This is a genomic window from Pseudomonas sp. B3G-3 (assembly GCF_028640915.1).
In the GTDB taxonomy this organism is placed as follows: Bacteria; Pseudomonadota; Gammaproteobacteria; order Pseudomonadales; family Pseudomonadaceae; genus Aquipseudomonas; species Aquipseudomonas chlororaphis_I.
Window position 1 is genome coordinate 176709 of record NZ_JAQZAB010000057.1, and the last position, 24860, is coordinate 201568.

The window sequence follows — 24860 nt, forward strand, 5'->3', positions numbered from 1 at the left end:
AGGTTTCCTTACCAGGCACAACTTCATGGATGGGGCAGGTGAGGTTGCAGGGAGTCGACCAGGAAACGGGCGAAGGCGTCGGGCTCCACGGCCTTGCTGAAGTAGAAGCCCTGGCCTTCCTCGCAATGGTGGCGCTTGAGGAAGTCCAGTTGCTCGAGGGTCTCGATCCCTTCGGCGATGATGCTCAGGTTGAGGCTCTTGCCCAGGTCGATGATGCTGCTGACCAGTTTCGCGTCGTTGCTGTCGGTACCCAGGTCACGCACGAACGACTGGTCGATCTTCAGCACGTCGACCGGGAACTTCTGCAGGTAACTCAAGCTCGAGTAGCCGGTGCCAAAGTCGTCGATGGCCAGGCGCACGCCCAGTTGCTTGATGGCGCGGAGCGTGGCGATGGTGGCGTCGACGTTCTGCATCAGCACGCTTTCGGTGATTTCCAGCTCCAGTAGCTTCGGGGCGAGCCCGGTCTCGGTCAGCGTGCGGGTGAGACGCTCGACGTAGTCGCGCTGGCGAAAATCGATGGCCGACACGTTCACCGACATGCAGATGGGGGGCAGGCCCTGCTTTTGCCAGGCCTGGGATTGCAGGCAGGCTTGGCGCAATACCCATTGGCTGAGGGCGACGATCAATCCGCTGTCTTCGGCCACCGGGATGAAGGCCGAGGGGAACACCCAGCCATGGCCGGGCCGGTTCCAGCGCACCAGCGCTTCGGCGCCGACCACCGTGCCCTGGGCCAGGTCCAGCTTGGGCTGGTAGTGCAGGACGAACTCTTCGCGCTGCAACGCCAGGCGCAGGCCGGTTTCCAGGGTCTGCTGCTGGCGCGCGCGCAGGTTCATGTCGTCGATGAAAAAACTGAAGTCGTTGGGGCCGCAATCCTTGACGTTGCGCATGGCGGTCTCGGCCTTCTTGATCAGCGTTACGGCATCGGAACCGTCGTCGGGGTAGATGCTGATGCCCAGGCTGGCGGTGACCGTCAGGTCGTGGCCTGCCACGGAGTGAGGGGTATTGACGGCGGCCAGGAGTTTTTCGGCCACCCCTCGGGTCTGCTGCGGATGCAGGATGTCGCCGAGAATCACCACGAACTCGTCCGAACCGTAGCGAAACACCGAGTCGGACTCGCGCACCGCCGCCGCCAGGCTCTGGGCGACGAGCTTGAGCATTTCGTCTCCCGCCGGGTGCCCGAGGGCATTGTTGATGCGTTTGAAACGGTCCAGGCCGATGAACATCACCGCCAGCTTGCGGTCATGACGGCGTGACTGTGACAGGTGCTGGGTCAGGCGGTCGCCCAGCAAGGTGCTGTTGGGCAGCCCGGTGAGCACATCGTAATGCAGCAGGTGCGACACGCTCAGCAGTTCCTGGACCCGTTCCTCGATGGTCTGTTCCAGGTTGCGCATCTTGCTCGCCACGTCCTGCGCCAGTTGCCACTTCCAGGTCAGGGCACTGGCCATCTGGCGGATCTCCAGGCTGTCGAACGGCTTTTTCAGGATCAACAGCTGGTCGCCGAACTCGATGCGCTCGGCCATGGCTTCCCAGGAGTAATCGGAGAACGCCGTGCATAAAGCGATCTGCAACTGCGGGTCGGTTTTCCAGAGACGTTCGACGGTCTGCAGGCCATCCCAGCCGGGTGGCATGCGCATGTCGATGAAAGCCAGGGCATACGGCCGGCCTTCGGCCTGGGCGCGCTTGACCAGTTCCACGGCCTCTTCGCCCTGGTAGGCGGAGTCGATCTGGAAGTGCTGGTGAGGCCTGCTGTTGACGCCGAACAGCAAGGCTTCGGTGCTGCCCAACAGCCCTTCGTCTTCGGGGCTGAGAATCTTGCGAAAGTCCTGATGGATCGCCGGTGTGTCGTCGATGATCAGAATCCGCCGATTGGGCGCCACGGATAAAGGGCTCACCTGAAATGCTCCGACGTGGGATCCGCCGACCAGGCACTGCCATCCATAGCGACAGACCTGGCCTTGAGCAGTTCGCCAGCCTGGTCGCTGTCGACTGCCGTACCAAGTGAGTGCCCCAGTGGCGTGCCGCTGGATATCAGGGTCGTGCGCTGCTCCTGGGTTTCCACCCCTTCAGCGGTGACCCCGATCCCCACCTCGCGGGCGAAGTTGAGGATGGCCCGCAGCGTCATGGCGTTGTCCGGGTCGCTGCTGGCGCTGTCGAGAAAACGCTGGGCAAGCTTGAGGTGGTTGACCCTGTAGGTCTTGAGGTAGTCGAACGAGGAATACTCGGTGCCGAAATCGTCGATGGCGATCTTCACGCCCAGCTCGCACAACCTCGGCAGGATATCGTTGTGGGTCCACTTGGTCTGGGCCAGGGTGCCCTCGGTGACGTCGAATCTCAGGTCCCACGGGCACAGGCCCCAGCGCGCGGTGGTGCGCAGCACGTCGTAGATCAGTTCCGATCCGGTCTTGAGCTGGACCAGGGACAGATGGATCGCAATCAACGGCGGCGCCACGTTCTGGTCTCGCCAGGCGCTCATCTGCCGGCAAGCCTGGTCCAGCAGCCAATGGCCGAGGGCGATGACGATGCCGGTCTTCTCGGCCGCGGGCATGAAATCCTCGGCCTCGAGCCAGCCGCGCCGGGGGTGGAGCCAACGGACCTGCGCTGCCATGCCGAGGATCCTGCCGGTACCGAGATCGACTTCCGGCAGGTAATGCAGGTGCAGTTCGTCGCGTTCCAGGGCCAGTTTCAGGTCGTTGGCCAGGGTCACCCGCTCCGTGACTTCCCGGTTGATTTCCTCGCTGTGGAAATGGAACTGGTTGCGGCCCTGGTCCTTGGAGCGGTACAGCGCCATGTCCGACTGCGCCATCAGGCTGTCGGCGCTCAGGGTCTGCGGGCTGTAGAGGCTGATGCCGATGCTCACCGAGATGCGCACCTCGTTGCCTTCCAGCGAGTAGGGCAGCACCAGGGTGTCGCGGATTTTCGTCGCCAGCGCGGCGCAGTGCGTGGCCTCGTCGACGTCCAGTTGCAGGATCGCGAACTCGTCGCCACCCAGGCGCGCCACCACATCGTTTTCCCGGGTACAGGCCCTGATACGTCGGGACACTTCCTGCAACAACAGGTCGCCGATGGGGTGGCCGAGGGTGTCGTTGATGCGCTTGAAGTGGTCCAGGTCCAGGTAAAACATCGCGAAGGGCGAGGATCCCCGCCGGGCCGCGGCGAATGCCTGGTGCAGGCGCTCGATCAGAGTGGCGCGGTTGGCCAGCCCGGTCAGGCTGTCGGTGCGGGCCATCAGGGCCATCTTTTCTTCGGCTAGCTTGCGTTCGGTGATGTCGAGGATGATCCCTTCCACTTCGACCAGTTGGCCCTGGTCGTTGCGCACCGGGATGTAGCGGTTTTCCACCCAGCGGAAGGCACCGTCGCCGGTGCGCATGCGGAACTCGATGGACGCTCCCGCCACATCCCGGTCGAGGACCCGGAGCATGGCGCTCTCGACCTTGGCCTGGTCATCGGGGTGGATCAGCGTCTGGGCCCAATCGGCCGAGGCCACCAGTTGCGCCGCCACATGGCCGAACTTGGTGATGTTGTGGGAGATGTACATCAACTTGAACGACGGCTCGCCGCGCAGGCGATAGAGGATGGTGGGGCTGTTCTGCACGATGATGTTGGCATCGGCCAGCTCGCGGGTGCGTTCCTCGACCGCCTGTTCCAACTGGTCCATTTTCAGCGCGGCGTCTTCGGTCATCTGCCATTTGACGGTCAGGGCGCTGGCCATCTGGCGGATCTCGATGGCATCGAAGGGCTTTTTCAGGATCAGCAGGCGGTCGCCCAGTTGCAGGCGCTCGGCGATGTCTTCCCACGAGTAGTCGGAGTAGGCGGTGCACAGGGCGATTTGCAGCTTGGGGTCGACCTGCCACAGCCGCTCGATGGTTTCCAGGCCGTCCCATCCAGGCGGCATGCGCATGTCGATGAAGGCCATGGCGTAGGGCGCATTGCGTTCCAGCGCCGCTTGCACCATGTTCAGCGCCTCCCGGCCCTGGAATGCCGAGTCGAGGAAAAAGTGCTCCAGCGCGGCACTCACGGGCGTACCGAACAGGGCGGCCTCGGCGTCGCTGAGGCCGTCTTCGGGGGCATCCGTGGCGGCGAGGATCTTGCGAAAATCCTCGTGGATCGACGCCGTGTCGTCGACGATCAGAATTCGCCGGTTGGTCCGGTCTGCCGACGCCATCATCGTCGTGCTCCAACCCAGCGCGGGGACCTTATAGATAGGCTCATCGGGCTTCCCTTCCTGCTTCCTGGACATGCAATCCATTTTCGCCTTGAGCATAGTCAGGCTCCCCTGTATGCGCTAATCGGCCGGCGTCAAATCCATGCCGAAACGCTACAAGTCATCTAGCCTGTCCCAGAAGGCAGGTCTGATCGAAGTCAAAGGGGAGGGGGAGACATGGAAGAACATACAGCGGGCGCAGCCCAGGACAGATCGACGGTACTGCTGGTCGACGATGAGGAATCGATTCTCAATAGCCTTCGCCGGCTGTTACGCAGCCAGCCTTACGACATCCTGCTGGCCGACAGCGGTACCAAGGCCCTGGAAATCCTCGAACAGCGGCCGGTCGACGTGGTCATGAGCGACGCCCGGATGCCGGGCATGGACGGCGCGACCTTGCTGGCCCATATCCATCAGCGTTATCCATCGACGCTGCGCATCCTGCTCACCGGTTATGCCGACATGACGTTGATCGCCAAGGCCATCAACGAAGGACAGATCCATCGCTATATCAGCAAGCCCTGGAACGACGAGGACATGCTGGTGACGCTGCGCCAGGCCCTGGCCCATCACCATTCCGAAAGCGAGCGCCTGCGTCTGGAAGCGCTGACCCGGCAGCAGAACGAGCAACTGAAGAGCCTCAACTCGACCCTGGAAAAGCGCGTTGCGGCGCGCACCGCCGAGCTGCAACAGACCGCCGACATGCTCGACCTGGCCTATGAAGAGCTCAAGCGCAGCTACGTGACCGGCACCGAGGTGTTTTCGCTGCTGGCGAACCTGCGCTTGCCCAAGGCCAAGCAGACCAACCGGCAGATCATCGAACTGATTCGCGTCTACTGCATCACCCATGGCCTGGATGAAAGCGAAAGCCGCGACATGACCATGGCCGCCGCGTTGTACAACATCGGCAAGCTGAGCTGGACCGACAGCATGATGACCGCGCCGGCGGATCTGCTGCACCACACCGAGCGCGACCTGTACCGCGCCTACCCGAAACAGAGCGAATCGCTGCTGATGACCCTGGAGCCGATGAAAGACGCGGCGCGCATCATCCTGCATCACCAGGAGCGCTGGGATGGCAGTGGTTTTCCCGATCATCTCAAGGGCGAGGCGATTCCGCTGGGCTCGCGCTGGCTCAAGCTGGCCGTGGACTTCATCGAGTTGCAGCGTGGGCTGATCCTCGAACGGCAGATGAACAGCGATGAGGCGCTGCTGTTCATTCGCAAATACGCCGGTAAACTCTACGATCCGGACCTGGTGGAGGACTTCGTTGGCGTCTGCGCGGCCTATCAGAACGATGTCACCCTGGCCGATCCGACGGTCAGGGTCCTGACCACCCGGGACCTGGCTGCCGGCATGACCCTGGCGCGCAACCTGAATGCCGACAACGGCATGCTGCTGCTCAATGCCGGCAAGGTGCTGAGCGGCCCGCTGGTGGACAAACTCATCGCTTTCGAAGCGATGGAAGGGGCCAAATACAGCATCTTCGTCAAAATACCCGAAGAGCCGGAAACGGCGGCCTTAGCCGCCGGTTGAGGGACGAACGGATTAACCGCCGCTGGCGGCGACAATGCTGGCCACCTGGCGTGGCTGGCAGTTGAGATAGGGCGAGGATTTCAGCCATTGCTGGTCGGGGTACCAGGAAAACATGAACTGACCGTCCTTGAGGCGGTCGATCACCTGGCGTGCCACCTGTGGCCGCACGGCCGGGCAACCCAGGCTGCGGCCGATGCGCCCTTGGCGTCGGCTCCACAGGGGGCTCACGTAGTCGGCCGCGTGAATCACAATGTCCCGATCGCGGGCGAGGTCGTTGAAGCCTGGTTCCAGGCCGTCCATGCGCAGCGAATAACCGTGGCTGCCTTCATAACTTTCCTGGGTACGAAACAGGCCGAGGCTGGACTGGAAGCTGCCCATGCGATTGGAAAACTGGGTGGCGAAGTTTTCCCCGGATTTCTGCCCGTGGGCGACCAGGTCACGCAGCACCAGGGTTCTTTTATTCAAATCGAAGATCCACAGGCGGCGGGCGGTGGAAGGTTGCGAATAGTCGATGACCGCCAGGTGCCGGGCCTGCCTGGCGCCGCTGTTGACGGCGCATTGCATGGCGCTCAAGGCACTTTTCAGCACTTGGGGATTGAGTTCTGGAGCGGCGTGGGCGAGGCTGTTGTAAAGCAGCGGAGTCGTGTTGTTGGCGGCGAGCGCGGGGCTGCAGATCGCGCCTAGGGTGGTCATTGCCAGGCAGAGCCGGCGCAGAAAGGTCAGCATTCTAGAGTGTCCCCACAGTCACTTTGGCTCCCGACGTCCTATCGCTCTTCTGGCAGTTCTGGTTACAGGTGGTTGGACGATTTTTCGCAGCCACTGCCGAGGTTGACCATCACCATGATGGCCATGATTGGAGTAAAGCAGTTGTTCAAAAAACACGCATGTTACTTGAGCCTTTTCCTGCTCGCTGCGCCGTTGGTCGCGACTGCTCAGGATGTACCGGTCAATCATGAGAACCCTGTGCAACTGGTATTCACTCGATTGTCCGCTGCCTGTCCGGGGTTGGCGGCGCACCTGGACATTCCCGCCCAGAGCCTGCTACAGGCCTTTTACCAACAGCAGGGTGACCAGCCGCTCTGGTCGTCCAGCGCACGTTTGGAGGCGTTGCAGGCACAGTTGCAGCAACTGGCCGACGATGGCCTGGACCCGGCCGACTACCGGTCACCGGCCAGCGCGCTCGCGGGCGACGCGCTGTGCGCCGACCTGAGCTTCAGCCAGCATTACCTGCAAGCCCTGCATGACCTGCATTACGGCCGTCTGTCGCAAGCCCGTTTCGAGCCGATGTGGCACGCCCACCCCTTGCAGCTGGATCGCCAGGCGCAGGTGCTCGCCATTGCCGGGCCCGGCCTGCAAGACATCCCGGCGGCCTTCGCGCTGGCGCGGCCGAGCCTCGAGCAATATCAGAACCTGCGCCAGCTGTATGCCCAGCAGCGCCAACTGGAGTTGCCCCATTGGCAACCGCTGCCCAGCGGGCCGCTGCTGCGTCCGCAGATGCAGGACGCGCGGGTGCCGGAGTTGGCGCAACGGCTGTTCAAGGAGGGATACCTGAACACCCTTGGCAACGAGGGCGATACCCTTTACAGCGGCGACCTGGTGAGCGCGGTGAAAAGCTTCCAGCTCAGCCATTCGCTGCAAGCCGACGGGGTGATCGGTGCGGGGACCTTGAATGAACTGAATATCAGCCCGCAGATGCGCCGCGAACAGCTGCGCATCAACCTCGAACGCTTTCGCTGGCTGGCGCAGGACATGGAACCCGACAGCCTGCTGGTCAACCTGGCCGCGGCGCAGTTGATCGTCTATCAGGACGGCGTACCGGTGTGGCAGACCCGGACCCAGGTGGGGCGTGCCGAGCGCCAGACGCCCTTGCTGAAATCCCAGGTCACGCGCCTGACCCTGAACCCGACCTGGACGGTGCCGCCGACCATTTTCCGCGAAGACAAACTGCCGGAAATTCGCCGTGACCAGTCCTTCCTTAATCGGCAGAACCTGCAGGTGCTCGATAGCGAGGGGCATCCCCTGGCGGTGGAAGATATCGACTGGGACAACCCCGGCAATATCCTCCTGCGCCAGGAGGCCGGGCCGAGAAACCCGCTGGGGCAGATGGCGATCCGGTTCCCCAACCCATTCTCGGTGTACCTGCACGACACGCCCAGCCAGGCGTTGTTCAACAAGGGGCCGAGGGCCTTCAGTTCGGGCTGCGTACGGGTCGAGCATGCGTTGCAGCTGCGCGATCTGCTGGTGAGTCCGGCGGAGCGGGTGCGTACCGACGAGTTGCTGAGCACCGGGCTCACGCATGAGTTCAGGCTGTCGACGCCGGTACCCATCCTGCTCACGTACTGGACGGCGCAAGCCGACAGCCATGGCCAGCTGTCCTATGCCCCGGACATCTACGGACGGGACGCGGCCTTGCTGGTGGCGCTGAACAGCAAGCTTTGAGCGCCTGGCCATGGGCATGGGAGCGCTGTGCCTTTGGTCAGGAACTGCTGAACATCCGCCGGTGCGCGACGATCTGAATAAATAAGAGGGCCATAAAGGAGAACCGAAATGGTTCAGCGTCGCCGCCACCACATCTCGCAGCTGTCCCTTCGTATCGAAGGGCTGCGGGCCAATGTCCTGCAATTCAAGCAGGATGAGTTCCAGATCCAGCAAGCCCTGTGCGGCGCTTCGGCGACAGCGAGGGTGCGCGATCTGGAGGATGCCTTCGATGAGATCCGGGAATCGATCAACCATACCGAGGCCTTGCTGGAAGCCCTGGTCCAGGTCGCGGGAGGCGTGGGGGAAGAGGGCGCAGGAGCCTGCCAGGCCGCAGGCCGATAAAGGGGCCCGGCACAGGGCCGGATTCGCGGCTCCAGCCGCAGGCACCGCTACGCGATTGATGAAAACCCGGCCATTGCGCCGGGTTTTTTATGGCGACGCGAATGGCTATCATCGTTCGGTGATTTTTCAGCGTAGGTTGCCATGGCCTTTTTCGAGTTATTCGATCAATTCATGAGAAGCATGCTGGCGGCCTGGCTCTTTGTCGGTATCTGCCAGCTGGCCCGGTTCGTCTTCTCGCAAGCCCCGTCCAGGTTGTCCGGATGGATCACCCTCGCCGGGCTGGCCTTCTTGATGGTGTACCCCTGTGGGTGGGACTGGGCTTCCGGCTTCATGGAAAACGCCTGGGTGGCGATGTGCAGGGTCTACCAGCATTCGGCCTCTCAACTGGCGCTGTTTCTGGCCGATGCGGCGGGCGCGGCATTGGGCGGCCTGGTCGCCTACCTGATGTCCCGTTATGTCATGGCCGCCCCGGCGCCACTGAAACCTGCCGGCTGAAGCGCTGACAGATACAAAAACAGCCTCGCCACTTGTGCGGGGCTTTTTATGGCCTTCGGAAAATCTGTCTCTAACTCTTGATGGGGGCCTATCGACTGGCATGAATCAATGGGCTGTGCCTTACTCGAACTTCATTTACTGAGGGATGCGGCCATGACTGAGCGCCATTTGAACCACAGTGAAACCCTTTCCAATGGGTGCAAGATCAAGGTGCGATCAGAGATCCTCAGAGATGGCTCGCTCAAGATGTTCATTGGCATCTACAAGCCGGATGGCAGCGTTATTGTCGAGGATAATGACCTGGCCCCGGATGGCCTGGATATGGAGGATGCGTTTGAGTGGGGGATCGACAGGGCCAAGAAGATTGGCAGCGAGCAGAAGGTGCAATGACAGGTCATGCCGCGCGCTAAATAAGCCGGCATGCAGAGAACCAGGTAAATTGGCCGGCCAAGGAACTGAATGGATGCTAGAGCATGTTCAAGTTGAACGCCCTGGTGCCGGAACTGATCGTTTCGGACCTGCAGCAGAGTCTGTATTTCTACTGTGACGTGTTGGGTTTCAGGGTCGAGTACGACCGACCCGAAGACAAGTTTGCCTTTCTCTCCTTTGGCAACAGCCAGATCATGCTGGAGCAGGACTGGCATGACGATTCACCCTGGCGTGTGGGCCCCCTGGAGCCTCCCTACGGACGTGGCATGAACCTCTCCATCGAGTGTCCGGATGCCTTTGCCCTGGTTTGTGCACTGGAGAAGGCTGGTTGCGCGATCAGGAGATCCGTCGAAGAGCATTGGTACCGCAGCAATGACCGGCAATTCGGGCAGAGGAATTTCCTGGTCCTGGACCCTGATGGTTATCTGCTTCGTTTTGCAGAAGATATTGGCGTGAAATAACTGCCAAACAGCACCGGAAGCTCGAACGGTTCGACAGGTATCACGCCATTTGCCGGCTATCCGTTACGGCAGGGGTTGCCCGCGATTCAGGCGTAAAATGGCGGTGCTACCTCGTCAAAAGGAGTCCCATATGATCGCCGACCAAGTAAGCAAGCAGGCGTCGGAACAAAGAGTCTGGGATCAATACTTCTGCGCTGCGTTGATTGCCGAAAGCAACCTGACGGCACCGGTCGTAGGAGAGGCCACTCACGAAGACAGGCAGAACCTGTTGATCGAAAGAGCCAAGATGCTCGCCGACAAGATGATGGAATCCAGAAAATAACCAGAGCCCGGCCATAGTGCCGGGCTTTTTGCATCCTTCTCCTTGCACATGACCAAGGTCTGCCGACCGTTATACCCATGATGACGGTGCTCTGTGGTATCGATTGAGCACTCGACCCTCAGACTTTCTCGATGCAGGTACAAGCCGGTTTTCAAGGGCAAATGTATGCCGTAGGCGCCGGCCAGACGATTCCAGATCCAGATGGACGGCTGGGCAGGTAACTTGTTGATACAAATATGAGTACGTATCATTTAGTTTCAAATCAAGGGTGCGAGGGAGTGCATTGCCCACATAAGAATAAGGTCAAGGTAATGCTCAAAATGCTACTCGTGTATGGTCATCTGATTGCCACCTGTATTGCTCTGGGGAGGGTGTTACAGGCTGATCAAAAGCTCTGGAGCTGGCGCAAGGATGTGCTGGGCCAGGTGCAGCGTGAGTACCTCGACGAGACTCAAAAGATCGTCATGCTCGCGCTATTGGCTCTTTGGGGAAGTGGCTTGTTGCTGGTGCTCCAAGGCTACCTCTATGAGGGCAGTGCGTATCTGCTCAATCAAAAACTCTGGGCCAAGGCCAGTGTCGTCGCGCTGCTTAGCCTCAACGGCGCTTTGTTGCATCGGATCGGTTTCCCGCTGCTGCAGAAGGCTCCTTTTGCCTCGTTACCCAACTCCGCCCGTACTCGCCTTGCTCTCTTGGGCGCGCTCTCCATGAGTGGCTGGTTATTTGCCGCCTTCCTGGGGGTGGCTCGAGCGTGGAATAACGCACTGCCTTACTTGCATGTGATGGGGGTCTTTGCCGTGTTCGCGTTGTTTGCCTGTGTCGTGGCGCTGATAGTCGCCAATACCGCGGGCGCTATGGATGATGAGTGGTCGCGCACTGGCAGCAAGTGAGGTTTGGATCTGTCATGCATTGTGCTGCGAGTGCCGTATAGCGTGCTGTAGAGGCACTGGACCTTCGGCGTACCCAGTGTAACCAGCGTCAATTAGCCCGTTCATGGTCGAATTTGCGCTTTGCATCAGAACTATCGCTGAGCGTAATAGCATCTGGGGCATCGGAGCTGAAGTAAACTCCGGCGAATTTGACCGAAGGGACGCGATCATGAATTGGCAAATCAGACAGGCCGTCTTGAGCGATATCGAATGGTTGGTGCGTGTGGATCCTATAGCGGCAAAAGACCACGGCCGTCGAGCACAAATAGAAAGGGTAGTAGGCTCGGGCGAATGCTGGGTTGCTTGTGAGCCGAACGATCCCCGTGTCCCGATCGGTTACGGCTGCTTGGACAAAAGCTTTTTCGGGGAGTGGTTCATCCCGCTTGTAGTCGTTTCAAACGCTCATAGACGTTCTGGTGCAGGTAGGCAAGTCATTGCTCACTTGGAGCATTGCTCCTCTGCCAGAAAGATCTTCACTTCGACCAACACGTCCAATACACCCATGCGGCAATTGTTGGTACAGAGTGGATATCAATACAGCGGGACTGTGGAGAATCTTGACCCTGGTGATCCAGAGCTGATTTTTGTGAAATTTTTGAATTAACTCCGCACAACAACGGCGGCAAGGTCTTCACCATCCATGTTGCTCTGTCGACGCTGGTTACCTTTGCGGAGGGACTCCCAAAAGCAGCATCGATCCTCAAACCCCAGAAACGAAAAAGCCCCGAATAATCGGGGCTTTAGCGTGACGAATATGGCGGAGGCGATGGGATTCGAACTCATGGACCTGTTACAGTCGACGGTTTTCAAGACCGTTGCCTTAAACCACTCGGCCACACCTCCGTTTTTGTTGCGGGCGCCATAATACCTGAATGAAACACACTGTCAAACTCTGTGCATGGCTTGTTGCAGAGCGTCTGTTATGATCTTTGCCACTGAACGTTTCAAACCAACAGGAGTGTCGCCATGCGCGAACAGGATTACGCAGTTAATAACAGCGTGCAGGCCGAGCAGCTAGAAGTTAGCCGCGTCCTGCGCAACACCTACGGCCTACTCGCTCTCACTCTCGCCTTCAGTGGCGTGATGGCTTACGTGGCCCAGCAGATGCGGGTCGGTTATCCGAACATCTTCGTGGTGCTGATCGGTTTCTACGGTCTGTTCTTCCTCACCAACAAACTCCGTGATTCGGCCTGGGGCCTGGTGTCGGCGTTTGCCCTGACCGGTTTCATGGGCTTCCTGCTCGGCCCGATCCTCAACCGTTACCTGGGCATGCAGGGCGGCGCGGAAGTGGTCAGCTCGGCCTTTGCGATGACCGCGCTGGTGTTCGGTGGCCTGTCGGCCTACGTGCTGATCTCCCGCAAGGACATGAGCTTCCTCGGTGGTTTCATCACCGCCGGTTTCTTCGTCCTGCTGGGCGCGACGCTGGCCAGCCTGTTCTTCCAGATCAGCGGCCTGCAACTGGCGATCAGCGCGGGCTTCGTGCTGTTCTCCTCGGTGTGCATCCTGTACCAGACCAGCGCCATCATCCATGGCGGCGAGCGGAACTACATCATGGCGACCATCAGCCTGTATGTATCGATCTACAACCTGTTCGTCAGCCTGTTGCAGCTGTTCGGCATCATGGGCCGCGACGACTGATCGCCAGCCTTGAAAAAAAAGCCCGCTTCGGCGGGCTTTTTGTTGTCTGCGATCTGGTCGCCCGGCCAGGGTCAAGCCGGGTCGTGGCAGCGCACGCAGAGTTTGTTGCCGTCCAGGAGCGCTACTCGGCAATGATCAGGCTGCCGTCGGTTTGTTGTTGATAGATGGTGTAGGGCAGCAGCAAGGTGTCGAGCACGCCTGAAACGGCCATGTCGAGCAGCATGCCTTGGGTCGAGGCAGGGCCGGTGGGAGTTCTTCCGTTTTCTGGCACAGGGGCGTGCATGCTGCAGAAGTCATAAGTCACGCCACTGTAGATGCGCGGGACTCCACCGCAGTACGATTTTCGCTCCTTGAGTTTCTGGCTGGCCACCGCATCCTCCCTGAAGACGGTATCGATGGTTCCACAGCCCGAGAGCATCAATGCCGCCAGCAACAGAAAACAGGTTTTCACGGTGCGAGTCCTTCGTCGATGAGGCCCTGAGTCTAGTCAGTTTTTAGGCGCCAGGGGACAAGCGCCGTGCGTGAGCTCATGCATTACGCCATCGGCGGCAATCGCCGTTTCACCGGGCTTTTCTTGACGATCGCGGTGTTGGTTTCCGCGCAGCTGTTGAGGTGGTCGAGCAGGTTGTCCAGTTGCTCCATGTCGCGCACATGCAGGCGGGCGATAAAGCAGTCTTCGCCTGTGACCTTGTCGCATTCGGTGAACTCGGGGATGGCCAGGATCTGGCGTTCGACTTCCTGGAGTTTCCCCGGCAGCGGCCGGATGCGCACGATGGCCTGCAACTGATAGCCGAAGAACCTGGGGTCGACTTCGACGGTATAGGCCTTGAGCACGCCGCGCTCTTCCAGGCGTCGCAGGCGTTCGGCGACGCTGGGTGACGACAGCCCGCTGATCTGTGCCAGCGCCTTGAGCGAACGGCGTGAGTCTTCCATCAGGGCGCTGATCAGCGCCTGGTCAATTTCGTCGATCATGTCAGCCTCATTAGGTAAAACCTAAGAAATACCTTGATAAAAAAGGTGTAAGCCGAGTTTAGCCTGCCGTTGAGTCTTGAGCGGGGCAGGAGCCGATTGTCATACTTTTGGCTCTTGTTGAGGAGAGTGATCATGGACAAATTGTTACGCCGCGGCTCACTGGAAATGACCGCTGCCATGTTGATTTCCGGGACTATCGGCTGGTTCGTGCTGGTGTCCGGGCAGCCGGTGCTGGACGTGGTGTTCTGGCGCTGCGTGTTCGGCGCCGCGACCCTGCTGCTGATCTGCGCCGGCTTCGGTTTTCTGCGCCCCGGCATCCTGACGCGCACCACCTTTCTCCTCGCCGTGCTCAGTGGTGTCGCCATCGTCGGCAACTGGGTGCTGCTGTTCGCCTCCTATTCCCGGGCCTCGATCGCCATCGGCACCGCGGTCTACAACGTCCAGCCGTTCATGCTGGTGGGGCTGGCGGCATTGTTTCTCGGCGAGAAAATCACCGCGCAGAAACTGTTCTGGCTGAGCATTTCCTTTGCCGGGATGCTGGCGATCGTCAGTGCCCATGGCGAGCAGGGCGCGGGGGGCAATGATTATCTGCTGGGGATCGCCCTGGCGCTGGGGGCGGCCCTGCTGTACGCCTTCGCCGCGTTGCTGATCAAGCGCCTGACCGGCACGCCGCCGCACCTGATCGCGCTGATCCAGGTCTGCACCGGGGTGTTGCTGCTGGCGCCCTGGGCCAATCTTTCCGCGCTGCCCACGGCGCCGGGTGCCTGGGCCAGCCTGCTGACCCTGGGCATCGTGCACACCGGGGTGATGTACGTGCTGTTGTACGGCGCGATCCAGAAACTGCCGACCGCACTGACCGGCGCGCTGTCGTTCATCTACCCGATTGCGGCGATCTTCGTCGACTGGTTTGCCTTCGGCCATCGCCTGGAGCTGCTGCAATGGATCGGCGTGATCGCCATCCTGCTGGCGGCGGCCGGCATGCAGCAGGGCTGGAGCCTGGGCTTGCGTCGTCGGGTGGCGGCGCAGTAAGCGCCGCGGTCCACTCAGGCGCTGTGACTGGGCGATTGTTTGCTACTCTGCGGTCCTTCTATCCCGTTCCGCCGAGTACAGAACATGCCTATATCCGACGCCAGTCCTGAACCGCAATCTGTCTGCAACCCGATTACCAGCAGCGCGATCTTTATCGTCGCCACCCTGGCCCCTGGCAGGGACGCCGCCGCCAAGGTACGGGGCTGGTGCGAGGATGTGGCGGGCCTCACCCGTTCGGTTGGCAAGCGGGTGCCCGCGGGTAACCTGTCGTGTGTCTGCGGTTTTGCTTCGGCGGCCTGGGACCGGCTGTTTGGCGGCCCGCGCCCGGCGTCCCTGCACGCCTTTCGCGAGTTCGGCCCGCAAGAGCGCCGGGCCGTGGCGACCCCGGGCGACATCCTGCTGCACATTCGCGCGGACCAGATGGACCTGTGTTTCGAGCTGGCGACGCAACTGATCGCGGCGCTGGGCGATGCGATCACGGTGGTCGACGAGGTGCAGGGTTTCCGCTATTTCGACATGCGCAGCATCATCGGCTTTGTCGATGGCACGGAAAACCCGGTCGGGCGCAAGGCCATCGAGTTCACCCTGGTCGGCGATGAAGATCCGGCGTTCAGCGGCGGCAGTTATGTGCTGGTGCAGAAGTACCTGCATAACATGAACGCCTGGAACGAGCTGTCGGTCGAGGAACAGGAACGGGTGATCGGGCGCAAGAAGCTGTCCGACATCGAACTCGACGATGCCGTCAAGCCGACCTCTTCCCACAGTGCCTTGACCACCATCACCAAGGACGGCGAAGAGGTGAAGATCCTGCGCGACAACATGCCGTTCGGCCGGCCCGGGGCGGGGGAGTTCGGCACCTATTTCATTGGCTACGCGCGTTCGCCGGAGCCCATCGAGCAAATGCTGGAAAACATGTTTGTCGGACGGCCGGCGGGCAACTATGACCGTCTGCTGGATTTCAGCACGGCGGTGACCGGCGGCCTGTTCTTCGTGCCTTCGGCCGATCTGCTGGAAGCGTTGGCCGAACGCCAGCCCTGATCCGGATACAACGAGCCCGCGAGGTGAGGGCCTCGCGGGCTCGTTGCATCTGGCTGATTGGAACCACAAACCGGCAAAGGCACCGGCGCCCCCAAAAAAGCGCCGGGCCTTACCGGTGCAGCCAGCAATCAGTGACTGCTCATCCCGGCCAGCTGCATCATCAGCCGCAGCAGCCCGGCCACCGCACCCAGGGCCAGCACACTGCCAAACCAGATGCCCACCAGCCACGCCAGCCGCCGATACCAGGGGGCAGCCTGACCTTCAGTGCTCGATACCTCAGAGCCTTCCATAAGCCAACTCCATCATCAGTGCGGTGGCAGCGGCCAGCATCAGCAGCCCACCGAGGAACAGCAGGCTCAGCTGCGCCACCTGCTGGTAGAAAGGCCGCAGCCTGGCAGGGGGGCGAAGGGTTTTGCTGTCAATGGTAACCATCGCCGATCCTCACTTTGCCGCGGAACACGTAGTAGCTCCAGCAGGTGTACATCAGGATGATCGGCAGGATGAACAGGGTGCCGATCAGGATGAACAGCTGGCTGGACGGGGGCGATGCCGCCTGCCACAGGCTGATGGAAGGCGGCACGATATTCGGCCAGATGCTGAAGGCCAGGCCGATGTAGCCGAGGAACACCAGCGCCAGGGTGAACACGAACGGCCAGTGCGAGTGATGCTGGCGCAAGGTGCGCAGCAGCCCGAACAGCGCCAGCAACCCGAGGACCACCAGGGCGCCGAAGACCACGATATGCGCGTGGGTGAACCAGCGGCTGGCGATTTCCGGGTGCAGCAAGGGCGTCCACACGCAGAGCACCGCGACCACTGCCATCAGCACGAATGCCAGCGGCCGGCTGTAGTGGCGCATCCGCGATTCCAGCATGCCTTCGGTCTTGACCAGCAGCCAGGTGCTGCCCAGCAATGCATAGGCGACGATCAGGCCCAGGCCGCAGAACAGCGGGAACGGTGCCAGCCAGTCGAGGTTGCCGCCGGCGAACTGGCGATCGACTACCGGGATCCCGGCGATGTAACTGCCAATCACGATGCCCTGGCAGAAGGTCGCCAGCAGCGAGCCGCCAATGAACGCCATGTCCCAGATATGGCGTTTTTCCGGGCTGGCCTTGAAGCGGAACTCAAAGGCCACGCCGCGGAAGATCAAGCCGGCCAGCATGAAAATCAGCGGCAGGTACAAGGCCTCGAGAATCACCGAATAGGCCAGCGGGAAGGCCCCGTACAGCGCCGCGCCGCCGAGGATCAGCCAGGTCTCGTTACCGTCCCAGACCGGTGCCACGGTGTTCATCATCACATCGCGCTCCTGCGCGTCCGGGATCAGCGGGAAGAGGATCCCCAGTCCCAGGTCGAAGCCATCCATGATGACGTACATCATCACCCCGAAGGCGATGATCACGCCCCAGATCAACGACAGATCTATACCTTGAATGCCCATGGGCAAGCTCCTTGTTCAGTTGGCAGGGTTGCCGGACGCGAAGGTCTCGGGGACTGCGGACAGCGGCCGGCGCGGCGTGCGGTCCTGGCCGGGGCCGCCTTGTGGCGGATGATCGTGATGGGGCTGCGGGCCCTTGCGGACCAGCTTCATCATGTAGGCGATGCCCACGGTGAACACCGAGAAGTAGATCAACACGAACAGCGCCAGCGAGATGCTCAGTTGGCTGACCGAGTGGTTCGACGCCGCGTCGGCGGTGCGCTGCAAGCCGTACACCACCCACGGCTGGCGGCCGACCTCGGTGGTGATCCAGCCGGCCAGCATGGCGATCAGCCCGGTCGGGCCCATGAACAGCACCAGGCGCAGGAACAGCCGGTTGCGGTACAGCGCGCCGTTGCGGCGCAGGGCCAGGCCGAGCAGGCCGGTGAGGATCATCAACATGCCCAGCCCGGCCATGATCCGGAAGCTGAAGAAGATGATGGTCGCGTTCGGCCGGTCCTCTTTCGGAAAGCTCTTGAGCGCCGGGATCTGCTTGTCCAGGCTGTGGGTCAGGATCAGGCTGCCCAGGTAAGGCACCTCGATCGCATAACCGGTCTTCTCGGCGTCCATGTCGGGGATGCCGAACAGCACCAGCGGCGTCGGTTGGTTGCCGATGTTTTCCCAGTGGCCTTCGATGGCGGCGATTTTCGCCGGCTGATGTTCCAGGGTGTTCAGGCCATGGGCATCCCCGACCACCGCCTGGATCGGTGCGACGATCAAGGCCATCCACATCGCCATCGACAGCATCTTGCGCACTTGTGGCGTGTCGTTCTTGCGCAGCAGGTGCCAGGCCGCGGACGAGCCGACAAAAAACGCCGTGGCGACGAACGCGGCGATCGCCATGTGCGCCAGGCGGAACGGGAACGACGGGTTGAACACGATGGCCAGCCAGTCCATCGGTACGATCCGCCCATCGACGATGGAGAAGCCCTGTGGCGTCTGCATCCAGCTGTTGGAGGCGAGGATCCAGAAGGTCGAGATCAGCGTGCCGATCGCCACCATGACCGTGGAGAAGAAGTGCAGCCCACGGCCGACCCGGTTCCAGCCGAACAGCATCACCCCGAGGAAACCGGCCTCGAGGAAAAACGCGGTCAGCACTTCATAGGTCAGCAGGGGCCCGGTAATGCTCCCGGCGAAGTCCGAGAAACGGCTCCAGTTGGTGCCGAACTCGTAGGCCATGACCAGCCCGGAGACCACCCCCATGCCGAAGTTGACGGCAAAGATTTTCGACCAGAAGTGATACAGGTCCTTGTAGACCGGATTATTGCTTTTCAGCCACAGGCCTTCGAGCACGGCCAGGAAGCTGGCCAGCCCGATGGTGATGGCGGGAAAGATGATGTGGAACGAGACCGTGAACGCGAATTGAATTCGCGCCAGGTCGAGCGCTTCCAGGTTTGGCATGACGATACCCTCAGAGTGGCTCGAGACCTGTGCACGGCACGGCCGACCGTGGTGAGCCTTGCGGCTCGCGGTCAACGGCAATGCAGGTTTCGAAAGGGCCGGGGCGACGCGCGCCGCCCCGGGCAGGTTCAATCGACGGAGGACTGGATCAGGTTGCTGGCCGGCGCCGGTTCAAGGCGGATCGCAATGAACTTCGAGGTCGGGGTGAAGGTGCGGTCGCCGTAGCTTTCCAGTGGCACCAGAGGGTTGGTTTCCGGGTAGTAGGCCGCGGCCTGGCCGGGTGGAATGTCATAGGCGATCAGGGTGAAGCCGCTCACCCGTCGCTCGCGACCGTCGCCCCACAGCGAGATCATGTCGACCTTCTGCCCAGGCTCGTAGCCCAGCTGGCGAATGTCCTGCTCGTTGACGAACACCACGTCGCGCATGCCGTAGACCCCGCGATAACGATCGTCCAGGCCATACAGGGTGGTGTTGTACTGATCGTGGGAACGCATGGTCTGCAGGATCAGCTCCGGCTTCACTCCCAGGTCGCGCACGCCCTTGCTCACCAGGTGTTCCGGCAGCACGCCGGGGGTGAACTGGGCCTTGCCGGTGGCGGTTTTCCAGATGCGCTGGGCGGCGTCGTTACCCAGGTGGAAACCACCGGGGTGCAGCAGCTTCTTGTTGAAGTCCTTGAAGCCGGGAATGGTGTCGGCGATCAGGTTGCGGATCCGGCTGTAATCCTCGATCACCCACAGCCAGTCGATCGGGTGGCTGCCGAGGGTGGCGTTGGCGATCCCGGCGATGATCGCCGGCTCCGAGCGCATCAGCGGCGACTTGGGTTTCAGCTGGCCGTGGGAAATGTGCACCATGCTGAAGGTGTCTTCCACGGTGACGCCTTGCGGGCCCTGGGCTTGCAGGTCGATATCGGTGCGCCCCAGGCACGGCAGGATCAGCGCCTCGCGACCGGTGACCAGGTGGCTGCGGTTGAGCTTGGTGGCGATGTGCACGGTCAGCTCGCAGTTGCGCAGGGCCGCGTGGGTGCGCGGGCTGTCGGGGGTGGCCTGGGCGAAGTTGCCGCCCAGGCCGATGAACACCTTGGCGCGACCTTCTTCCATGGCGGCGATCGCCATCACCGTGTTGTGCCCGTGCTTGCGCGGCGCCTTGAAGGCAAAACGCGCTTCCAGGGCATCGAGCAACTCGGCGGGGGCCAGTTCGTTGATGCCCATGGTGCGGTCGCCCTGCACGTTACTGTGGCCGCGCACCGGCGACAGCCCGGCGCCCGGCCGGCCGATATTGCCGCGCAGCAACTGCACGTTGACCACTTCCTGCACGGTCAGCACCGAGTGGGTGTGCTGGGTCACGCCCATGGCCCAGCACATGATCACCCGCTTGGCCTTGCGGTACATGCGCGCAGCCAGCTCGATGTCTTCCAGGGACAGCCCGGACTGTTCGAGGATGTGCTCCCAGCTGGTGGCGTCGACCTCGGCCAGGTAGGCGTCCAGGCCCGAGGTGTGCTCGGCGATGAAGGCGCGGTCGAACACCGCCTCGCCATTGTTCGCCAGGGCTTCGCGTTCCCACTGCCAGAGGAACTTGGCGATGCCACGCATGGCCGCCATGTCGCCGCCCAGGGCCGGGCGGAAGTAAGCGGAGGAGGTGGGCTCCGAGCCGTTGGTGAGCATTTCCAGCGGATGCTGCGGGTGCTGGAAGCGTTCCAGGCCACGCTCTTTCAGCGGGTTGAAACAGATCACCTGGGCGCCACGCTTCACTGCCTCGCGCAGCGGTTCGAGCATCCGCGGGTGGTTGGTGCCAGGGTTCTGGCCGATGACGAAAATGGCGTCGGCTTCCTCCAGGTCATCGAAGGTCACCGTGCCTTTGCCCACGCCAACGCTGTCGTCCATGCCCAGGCCGCTGGCCTCGTGGCACATGTTCGAGCAGTCGGGGAAGTTGTTGGTGCCATAGGCGCGCACGAACAGCTGGTAGAGGTAGGCGGCCTCGTTGCTGGCCCGGCCCGAGGTGTAGAACTCGGCCTGGTCGGGCGACTCCAGCGCGTTCAGGTGCTTGGCGATCAGGGCGAAGGCGTCGTCCCAGCTGGTTTCGACATAACGATCCAGGCTGGCGTCGTAACGCATCGGGTGGGTCAGGCGGCCCTGGTATTCGAGCCAGTAGTCGCTTTGCGCCGCCAGCGCCGACACTGTGTATTTATTGAAGAAAGCCGGGTTGACCAGGCGCCCGGTGGCTTCCCAGTTGACCGCCTTGGCGCCGTTCTCGCAGAACTTGACCATGCCGTTTTCCGGCGATTCGCCCCAGGCGCAACCCGGGCAGTCGAAACCGCCGTTCTGGTTGGTCTTGAGCATGGTGCGAATATTCTTGAAAGCGTTTTCGCTGCCCAACCAGTTTTTGGTCACGGCAATCAGCGCGCCCCAACCGGCGGCTGCTCCCTTGTAGGGTTTGTAGCGTTCAACTTCGCTCATGGTTCTTCTCCAGGACATCGCACGTAGGCTGTGCCTAATGCCAAGTCATTGTTCATGACTGTTTTGTTGTGCGGTTAAATGCGCTTTTATTTGCAGCCAGTTACAAGGCATGCGCACTTATTCACTTCACGGGTGCCGCTCAAGTACTACGGGAACAAGCCTATGTTGGTCGTGAAGTGCCTGTCTAATCGCTATTAATGACCAGTTGATCGAGATCCTCTATCAAGTAAAAAACCAAAATAAATCAATGGATTATTTGTTTAAGGTGGCGTGATTTCAGACGCTTTTTTGCTTGATAGATCCTATTGATCAACCGGTCATTAATAGCGATTAGACGGCGCTTTTAATTGAACTTAGTCTTGCCGCAACAAGGCCCCTCTATAACGGCGGCCTTCCAATAACAGCCTTCTGGTCAATGCGCCTGAAGTGTTGATGGAGGCGGTAATGTCAGATCGAATCCTGCGGGATGGTTTTTCCAGGCGAGTCGACTATCTGCGGATGTCGGTGACCGATCGCTGCGACTTTCGCTGTGTGTATTGCATGGCCGAAGACATGCAGTTCCTGCCACGGCAACGCATCCTGACCCTGGAGGAGCTCTATCAGCTGGCGCACAGCTTCGTCGCCCTGGGCACCCGGAAAATCCGCCTGACCGGGGGCGAACCCCTGATCCGCCAGGGCGTCGTCGAGCTGTGCCGGCGCATCGCCGCGCTGCCGGGGCTGCGCGAGCTGTGCATGACCACCAATGGCTCGCAGCTGGGCAAACTGGCGGCCCCCCTGTTCGATGCCGGGCTCAAGCGCCTGAACATCAGCATCGACAGCCTCGATGCCAGGCGCTTTCGCGAGCTGACCCGCACCGGCGACCTGGCCCAGGTCATCGCCGGCATCGATGCGGCGAACGCCGCCGGTTTCCAGCACACCAAACTCAACTGCGTGGTGATGAAAGGGCGCAACGATCACGAGATCAACGACCTGGTGGGGTTCGCCATCGACCGTGGGCTGGACATCTCCTTTATCGAAGAGATGCCCCTGGGGGTGATCAGCGAACACAGCCGCGCCGATGCGTTCTTTTCCAGCGCCCAGGTGCGCGAGCGCATCGCCGAGCGCTACACCTTGATCGACTCCACCGAATCGACCCAGGGGCCGTCGCGCTACTGGCGCCTGGCCGAGGCGCCGGAGATTCGACTGGGGTTCATCTCGCCCCACAGCCACAACTTCTGCGCCACCTGCAACCGGGTGCGGCTGACCGTCGAGGGCCGGCTGCTGCTGTGCCTGGGCAACGAGCATTCGGTCGATTTGAAGCAGGTGCTGCGCAGCCATCCGGGCGAGCCGGAGCGCCTGGAGCGGGCAATCGTCGAGGCGATGAAAATCAAGCCGTACCGCCACAACTTCGAACTCAATGACGAGGTGCAAGTGGTGCGGTTCATGAACATGACCGGCGGCTGATCCGCGCGGTTTCCCTCTCTGCAAAAAGGCTGTCTTGCGATGATCGTCAGATCCAAACCTAACCTGATCAATGTGCTGATCTCCCTCAAGGGCTCGATCGCCAAGCGCATCGCCCTGCGCAGCCTGCTGGTGACCCTGCTGGCCTCGGCGATCGTGTTTATCGAGACCCTGTACCCGGCCTATTTCTCCAGGGTCAACGCCACGCCCTTCACCCTGTTGGGCCTGTCGCTGTCGATCTTCATGAGCTTTCGCAACAACGCCTGCTACGACCGCTGGTATGAAGCGCGCAAGGCCCTGGGCACGCTGGTGACGGAGGTGCGTTCGATGATCCGCGAAACCCAGGCGATCAAGGATTCGCGACAACGCGGCAAGATCCTGCGCGACCTCTGCGGCTTCGCCCATGCCCTCAACGCCAGGCTGCGCCAGGAAGACGAGTCGAGCGCGGCGGGCACCTGGCTGAGCCGGTTGCCGGCGGCCCAGGCGCCCAACGTGCCGGACAGCATCCTGCGCCATGTCGGCCAACAGTGCTCGGTGCTGGCCGAGTCGGGGGCGATCAGTGAGTGGCGCTACACGCTGCTGGCCAATCACCTGAGCAGCCTGACCAACGCCCAGACCATCTGCGAGCGGATCAAGAGCACGCCATTGCCTTTTCCCTACACGCTGTTGCTGCACCGCACCAGCTACATCTTCTGCATCCTGCTGCCCTTTGCCATGGCCGAGCCCCTGGGCTGGTTGACGCCGATCTTCACGGCCATCGTCAGTTATACGTTCTTCGGCCTGGATGCCATTGGCGACGAGCTGGAGGACCCCTTCGGCCGAGACGAGAACGACCTGCCGACCAACGCCCTGGTGCGCACCATCGAGCGTGAAGTGCTGGATGCCCTGGGGGCGACCCAGTTGCCGCCGGTGCTGCAGCCGGTGGACTTCGTGCTGAGCTGATCGGCGCCCATGTGTTCGCCTGGCTTCCCCGGGCGACATCAAGTACTCAACCCAGCCAGCCGGCTGCGAGGATAACCATGAATCACGATTCCACCACCCTGACTCACCTGGACGCCGAAGGCCGCGCCAACATGGTCGATGTCAGCGACAAGCAGCCCACCGACCGCGAAGCCCAGGCCCAGGCCTGGGTGCGCATGCGGCCCGCCACCTTGCAGATGATCCAGCAGAACGGCCACCCCAAGGGCGACGTGTTCGCGGTCGCGCGCATCGCGGGCATCATGGCGGCGAAGAAAACCCATGAACTCATCCCGCTCTGCCACCCGCTGATGCTCAGCTCGATTCACCTCGAACTGAAGGCCGTCGAGCCCGACAGCGTCAGGATCGTCGCCAGTTGCCGGCTGAACGGCCGCACCGGGGTCGAGCTGGAAGCCCTCACCGCGGCCAGCGTGGCCGCGCTGACTATCTACGACATGTGCAAGGCGGTCGACCGCGGCATGGTCATCGACCGCATCCAGCTGCTGAAGAAACAGGGCGGACGATCAGGCGCCTTTGACGCGGGAGTCACCGCATGATTCTGATCAACTACTTTGCTCGTTATCGCGAGCAGCTCGGTATCGGCGGCGAGAAGATCGCGCTGGATGATTCGTTGCGCAGCGTCGGTGACGTGAGGACATTGCTGATGACCAGGGGCGAGACCTGGCAGGCGGTGCTCGGCGAAAACAGCCTGATGTGCGCGCTGAACCAGGACCTGTGCAACCTCGACGCGCCCATCGAGGACTTCGACGAGATCGCGTTTTTCCCACAAGTCACCGGGGGCTGAACCATGACCGTGCATGTCCAGGCCGAGGCCCTCGGCCTCGATCGACTGCATCACGAAGTACATGGCGGGGACCCGAGCATTGGTGCGGTGGTGACTTTCGTCGGTTATGTGCGCGACCTGAACCTGGGGGAACAGGTCGGCAGCCTGTTCCTCGAACATTACCCGGGCATGACCGAGCGCGCGTTGCAGCGCATTGTCGATGAGGCCAATCAGCGCTGGCCGCTGCAACGGGTCAGGGTCGTGCATCGGGTGGGGTTGTTGCAGGTGGCTGAGCCGATCGTGTTTGTCGGCGTCGCCAGCGCCCATCGGCAGGCGGCCTTCGCGGCCTGTGCCTTCCTGATGGACTACCTGAAAACCCGCGCGCCGTTCTGGAAGCGCGAACAGACTTCGTCCGGCGAGCGTTGGGTAGAGGGCAGGGAGAGCGACCAACTGGCCGCCAGTCGCTGGTAGGGCAGGGATACGCCCT

27 protein-coding genes and 1 tRNA gene are annotated in these 24860 nt (G+C 61.6%); 17 read left to right on the plus strand and 11 right to left on the minus strand.

Annotated elements, in window-relative coordinates:
- Positions 1-23: 23 nt before the first annotated feature.
- A complete protein-coding gene (locus PVZ80_RS01935; RefSeq protein ID WP_273863361.1) occupies positions 24-1892 on the minus strand; it encodes a GGDEF and EAL domain-containing protein in 1869 nt (622 codons plus the stop codon).
- On the minus strand, positions 1889-4165 hold the full coding sequence (locus PVZ80_RS01940) for a GGDEF/EAL domain-containing response regulator (protein ID WP_273863362.1): 2277 nt from the start codon (positions 4163-4165) through the stop codon (positions 1889-1891). The genes PVZ80_RS01935 and PVZ80_RS01940 overlap by 4 nt, the downstream gene beginning before the upstream one ends.
- 213 nt (positions 4166-4378) lie before the next feature.
- Here PVZ80_RS01940 and PVZ80_RS01945 point away from each other — a divergent pair, with 213 nt between their 5' ends.
- Positions 4379-5737 (plus strand): HD domain-containing phosphohydrolase, encoded by a 1359-nt coding sequence (locus tag PVZ80_RS01945; RefSeq protein WP_009049747.1) that lies wholly within the window; start codon positions 4379-4381, stop codon positions 5735-5737.
- A gap of 12 nt (positions 5738-5749) precedes the next feature.
- On the opposite strand, the gene PVZ80_RS01950 is transcribed toward PVZ80_RS01945, so the two are convergent.
- The gene (locus PVZ80_RS01950; RefSeq protein ID WP_009049746.1) at positions 5750-6463 is read right to left on the minus strand and encodes a murein L,D-transpeptidase catalytic domain family protein; all 714 of its coding nucleotides are present in this window, start codon (positions 6461-6463) and stop codon (positions 5750-5752) included.
- A 141-nt stretch (positions 6464-6604) separates the two neighbouring features.
- Between PVZ80_RS01950 and PVZ80_RS01955 the strand changes: the two genes are divergently transcribed.
- From PVZ80_RS01955 to PVZ80_RS01990, 8 genes are all read left to right on the plus strand, one after another.
- Positions 6605-8176, plus strand: coding sequence for a L,D-transpeptidase family protein (locus tag PVZ80_RS01955; RefSeq protein ID WP_041986203.1), 1572 nt, complete (start codon positions 6605-6607; stop codon positions 8174-8176).
- 108 nt (positions 8177-8284) lie between these two features.
- Positions 8285-8557 carry a hypothetical protein gene (locus tag PVZ80_RS01960; RefSeq protein ID WP_009049744.1) on the plus strand — a complete coding sequence of 91 codons (273 nt, stop codon included), beginning with the start codon at positions 8285-8287 and terminating at the stop codon, positions 8555-8557.
- Between the two features lie 171 nt (positions 8558-8728).
- Positions 8729-9052 (plus strand): hypothetical protein, encoded by a 324-nt coding sequence (locus tag PVZ80_RS01965; RefSeq protein WP_169751699.1) that lies wholly within the window; start codon positions 8729-8731, stop codon positions 9050-9052.
- A gap of 153 nt (positions 9053-9205) precedes the next feature.
- Positions 9206-9442, plus strand: a complete 237-nt coding sequence (locus PVZ80_RS01970) for a hypothetical protein (RefSeq protein ID WP_028682827.1) — start codon at positions 9206-9208, stop codon at positions 9440-9442.
- A gap of 83 nt (positions 9443-9525) precedes the next feature.
- Entirely contained in the window at positions 9526-9942 is a 417-nt protein-coding gene (locus tag PVZ80_RS01975; RefSeq protein ID WP_009049741.1) for a bleomycin resistance protein, read from the plus strand.
- A 130-nt stretch (positions 9943-10072) separates the two neighbouring features.
- Positions 10073-10264, plus strand: a complete 192-nt coding sequence (locus PVZ80_RS01980) for a hypothetical protein (protein WP_016701864.1) — start codon at positions 10073-10075, stop codon at positions 10262-10264.
- A gap of 311 nt (positions 10265-10575) precedes the next feature.
- Positions 10576-11151 (plus strand): hypothetical protein, encoded by a 576-nt coding sequence (locus PVZ80_RS01985; RefSeq protein WP_016701863.1) that lies wholly within the window; start codon positions 10576-10578, stop codon positions 11149-11151.
- A gap of 208 nt (positions 11152-11359) precedes the next feature.
- Entirely contained in the window at positions 11360-11794 is a 435-nt protein-coding gene (locus tag PVZ80_RS01990; protein ID WP_124301859.1) for a GNAT family N-acetyltransferase, read from the plus strand.
- 151 nt (positions 11795-11945) lie between these two features.
- Here the strand turns inward: PVZ80_RS01990 and PVZ80_RS01995 are convergent.
- A tRNA-Ser gene (locus PVZ80_RS01995) sits at positions 11946-12033 on the minus strand.
- Between the two features lie 123 nt (positions 12034-12156).
- On the opposite strand from PVZ80_RS01995, the gene PVZ80_RS02000 reads away from it, so the two are divergent.
- Positions 12157-12828 (plus strand): Bax inhibitor-1/YccA family protein, encoded by a 672-nt coding sequence (locus PVZ80_RS02000; RefSeq protein WP_007929309.1) that lies wholly within the window; start codon positions 12157-12159, stop codon positions 12826-12828.
- A 121-nt stretch (positions 12829-12949) separates the two neighbouring features.
- Here PVZ80_RS02000 and PVZ80_RS02005 read toward each other — a convergent pair whose 3' ends face one another.
- The gene (locus PVZ80_RS02005) at positions 12950-13279 is read right to left on the minus strand and encodes a YceK/YidQ family lipoprotein (RefSeq protein ID WP_036985051.1); all 330 of its coding nucleotides are present in this window, start codon (positions 13277-13279) and stop codon (positions 12950-12952) included.
- An 83-nt stretch (positions 13280-13362) separates the two neighbouring features.
- A complete protein-coding gene (locus PVZ80_RS02010) occupies positions 13363-13800 on the minus strand; it encodes an Lrp/AsnC family transcriptional regulator (protein WP_009049736.1) in 438 nt (145 codons plus the stop codon).
- A 132-nt stretch (positions 13801-13932) separates the two neighbouring features.
- On the opposite strand from PVZ80_RS02010, the gene PVZ80_RS02015 reads away from it, so the two are divergent.
- Positions 13933-14829 carry a DMT family transporter gene (locus tag PVZ80_RS02015; protein ID WP_009049735.1) on the plus strand — a complete coding sequence of 299 codons (897 nt, stop codon included), beginning with the start codon at positions 13933-13935 and terminating at the stop codon, positions 14827-14829.
- 84 nt (positions 14830-14913) lie between these two features.
- The gene (locus PVZ80_RS02020; protein ID WP_273863363.1) at positions 14914-15867 is read left to right on the plus strand and encodes a Dyp-type peroxidase; all 954 of its coding nucleotides are present in this window, start codon (positions 14914-14916) and stop codon (positions 15865-15867) included.
- 128 nt (positions 15868-15995) lie between these two features.
- Here PVZ80_RS02020 and PVZ80_RS02025 read toward each other — a convergent pair whose 3' ends face one another.
- The 5 genes from PVZ80_RS02025 to PVZ80_RS02045 all read right to left on the minus strand — a co-directional run bounded on the left by PVZ80_RS02025 (position 15996) and on the right by PVZ80_RS02045 (position 21192).
- The gene (locus PVZ80_RS02025) at positions 15996-16157 is read right to left on the minus strand and encodes a DUF2474 domain-containing protein (protein ID WP_080684205.1); all 162 of its coding nucleotides are present in this window, start codon (positions 16155-16157) and stop codon (positions 15996-15998) included.
- On the minus strand, positions 16144-16299 hold the full coding sequence (locus PVZ80_RS02030; protein ID WP_173424515.1) for a hypothetical protein: 156 nt from the start codon (positions 16297-16299) through the stop codon (positions 16144-16146). The genes PVZ80_RS02025 and PVZ80_RS02030 overlap by 14 nt, the downstream gene beginning before the upstream one ends.
- Positions 16286-17302 carry a cytochrome d ubiquinol oxidase subunit II gene (gene cydB, locus PVZ80_RS02035; RefSeq protein WP_009049731.1) on the minus strand — a complete coding sequence of 339 codons (1017 nt, stop codon included), beginning with the start codon at positions 17300-17302 and terminating at the stop codon, positions 16286-16288. The genes PVZ80_RS02030 and cydB overlap by 14 nt, the downstream gene beginning before the upstream one ends.
- Before the next feature lie 15 nt (positions 17303-17317).
- Entirely contained in the window at positions 17318-18739 is a 1422-nt protein-coding gene (locus PVZ80_RS02040; RefSeq protein ID WP_009049730.1) for a cytochrome ubiquinol oxidase subunit I, read from the minus strand.
- Between the two features lie 128 nt (positions 18740-18867).
- A complete protein-coding gene (locus PVZ80_RS02045; protein ID WP_273863364.1) occupies positions 18868-21192 on the minus strand; it encodes an FdhF/YdeP family oxidoreductase in 2325 nt (774 codons plus the stop codon).
- A 444-nt stretch (positions 21193-21636) separates the two neighbouring features.
- Between PVZ80_RS02045 and moaA the strand changes: the two genes are divergently transcribed.
- The 5 genes from moaA to moaE all read left to right on the plus strand — a co-directional run bounded on the left by moaA (position 21637) and on the right by moaE (position 24844).
- Positions 21637-22635, plus strand: coding sequence for a GTP 3',8-cyclase MoaA (moaA, locus tag PVZ80_RS02050; RefSeq protein WP_273863365.1), 999 nt, complete (start codon positions 21637-21639; stop codon positions 22633-22635).
- Positions 22636-22674: 39 nt separating this feature from the next.
- A complete protein-coding gene (locus PVZ80_RS02055; RefSeq protein WP_273863366.1) occupies positions 22675-23574 on the plus strand; it encodes a bestrophin family protein in 900 nt (299 codons plus the stop codon).
- Positions 23575-23651: 77 nt separating this feature from the next.
- Positions 23652-24146, plus strand: coding sequence for a cyclic pyranopterin monophosphate synthase MoaC (moaC, locus tag PVZ80_RS02060; protein ID WP_038633585.1), 495 nt, complete (start codon positions 23652-23654; stop codon positions 24144-24146).
- The gene (locus PVZ80_RS02065) at positions 24143-24394 is read left to right on the plus strand and encodes a MoaD/ThiS family protein (RefSeq protein WP_038633582.1); all 252 of its coding nucleotides are present in this window, start codon (positions 24143-24145) and stop codon (positions 24392-24394) included. The genes moaC and PVZ80_RS02065 overlap by 4 nt, the downstream gene beginning before the upstream one ends.
- 3 nt (positions 24395-24397) lie before the next feature.
- Positions 24398-24844, plus strand: a complete 447-nt coding sequence (gene moaE, locus PVZ80_RS02070) for a molybdopterin synthase catalytic subunit MoaE (protein WP_273863367.1) — start codon at positions 24398-24400, stop codon at positions 24842-24844.
- Positions 24845-24860: the final 16 nt, after the last annotated feature.

What these genes read in the sequence shown, in the direction of transcription:
- PVZ80_RS01975 (WP_009049741.1), top strand. Translation starts at nt 9,526, where the DNA reads ATGTTCAAGTTGAACGCCCTGGTGCCGGAACTGATCGTTTCGGACCTG.
- moaC (WP_038633585.1), top strand. Translation starts at nt 23,652, where the DNA reads ATGAATCACGATTCCACCACCCTGACTCACCTGGACGCCGAAGGCCGC.
- PVZ80_RS01985 (WP_016701863.1), top strand. Translation starts at nt 10,576, where the DNA reads ATGCTCAAAATGCTACTCGTGTATGGTCATCTGATTGCCACCTGTATT.
- PVZ80_RS01950 (WP_009049746.1), bottom strand. Translation starts at nt 6,463, where the DNA reads ATGCTGACCTTTCTGCGCCGGCTCTGCCTGGCAATGACCACCCTAGGC.
- PVZ80_RS01960 (WP_009049744.1), top strand. Translation starts at nt 8,285, where the DNA reads ATGGTTCAGCGTCGCCGCCACCACATCTCGCAGCTGTCCCTTCGTATC.
- moaA (WP_273863365.1), top strand. Translation starts at nt 21,637, where the DNA reads ATGTCAGATCGAATCCTGCGGGATGGTTTTTCCAGGCGAGTCGACTAT.
- PVZ80_RS02040 (WP_009049730.1), bottom strand. Translation starts at nt 18,739, where the DNA reads ATGCCAAACCTGGAAGCGCTCGACCTGGCGCGAATTCAATTCGCGTTC.
- PVZ80_RS01940 (WP_273863362.1), bottom strand. Translation starts at nt 4,165, where the DNA reads ATGATGGCGTCGGCAGACCGGACCAACCGGCGAATTCTGATCGTCGAC.
- PVZ80_RS02065 (WP_038633582.1), top strand. Translation starts at nt 24,143, where the DNA reads ATGATTCTGATCAACTACTTTGCTCGTTATCGCGAGCAGCTCGGTATC.
- cydB (WP_009049731.1), bottom strand. Translation starts at nt 17,302, where the DNA reads ATGGGCATTCAAGGTATAGATCTGTCGTTGATCTGGGGCGTGATCATC.
- PVZ80_RS02015 (WP_009049735.1), top strand. Translation starts at nt 13,933, where the DNA reads ATGGACAAATTGTTACGCCGCGGCTCACTGGAAATGACCGCTGCCATG.
- PVZ80_RS02025 (WP_080684205.1), bottom strand. Translation starts at nt 16,157, where the DNA reads ATGGAAGGCTCTGAGGTATCGAGCACTGAAGGTCAGGCTGCCCCCTGG.
- PVZ80_RS02045 (WP_273863364.1), bottom strand. Translation starts at nt 21,192, where the DNA reads ATGAGCGAAGTTGAACGCTACAAACCCTACAAGGGAGCAGCCGCCGGT.
- PVZ80_RS02055 (WP_273863366.1), top strand. Translation starts at nt 22,675, where the DNA reads ATGATCGTCAGATCCAAACCTAACCTGATCAATGTGCTGATCTCCCTC.
- moaE (WP_273863367.1), top strand. Translation starts at nt 24,398, where the DNA reads ATGACCGTGCATGTCCAGGCCGAGGCCCTCGGCCTCGATCGACTGCAT.
- PVZ80_RS02010 (WP_009049736.1), bottom strand. Translation starts at nt 13,800, where the DNA reads ATGATCGACGAAATTGACCAGGCGCTGATCAGCGCCCTGATGGAAGAC.
- PVZ80_RS01970 (WP_028682827.1), top strand. Translation starts at nt 9,206, where the DNA reads ATGACTGAGCGCCATTTGAACCACAGTGAAACCCTTTCCAATGGGTGC.
- PVZ80_RS02030 (WP_173424515.1), bottom strand. Translation starts at nt 16,299, where the DNA reads ATGGTTACCATTGACAGCAAAACCCTTCGCCCCCCTGCCAGGCTGCGG.
- PVZ80_RS01990 (WP_124301859.1), top strand. Translation starts at nt 11,360, where the DNA reads ATGAATTGGCAAATCAGACAGGCCGTCTTGAGCGATATCGAATGGTTG.
- PVZ80_RS02020 (WP_273863363.1), top strand. Translation starts at nt 14,914, where the DNA reads ATGCCTATATCCGACGCCAGTCCTGAACCGCAATCTGTCTGCAACCCG.
- PVZ80_RS01965 (WP_169751699.1), top strand. Translation starts at nt 8,729, where the DNA reads ATGAGAAGCATGCTGGCGGCCTGGCTCTTTGTCGGTATCTGCCAGCTG.
- PVZ80_RS02000 (WP_007929309.1), top strand. Translation starts at nt 12,157, where the DNA reads ATGCGCGAACAGGATTACGCAGTTAATAACAGCGTGCAGGCCGAGCAG.
- PVZ80_RS01945 (WP_009049747.1), top strand. Translation starts at nt 4,379, where the DNA reads ATGGAAGAACATACAGCGGGCGCAGCCCAGGACAGATCGACGGTACTG.
- PVZ80_RS01980 (WP_016701864.1), top strand. Translation starts at nt 10,073, where the DNA reads ATGATCGCCGACCAAGTAAGCAAGCAGGCGTCGGAACAAAGAGTCTGG.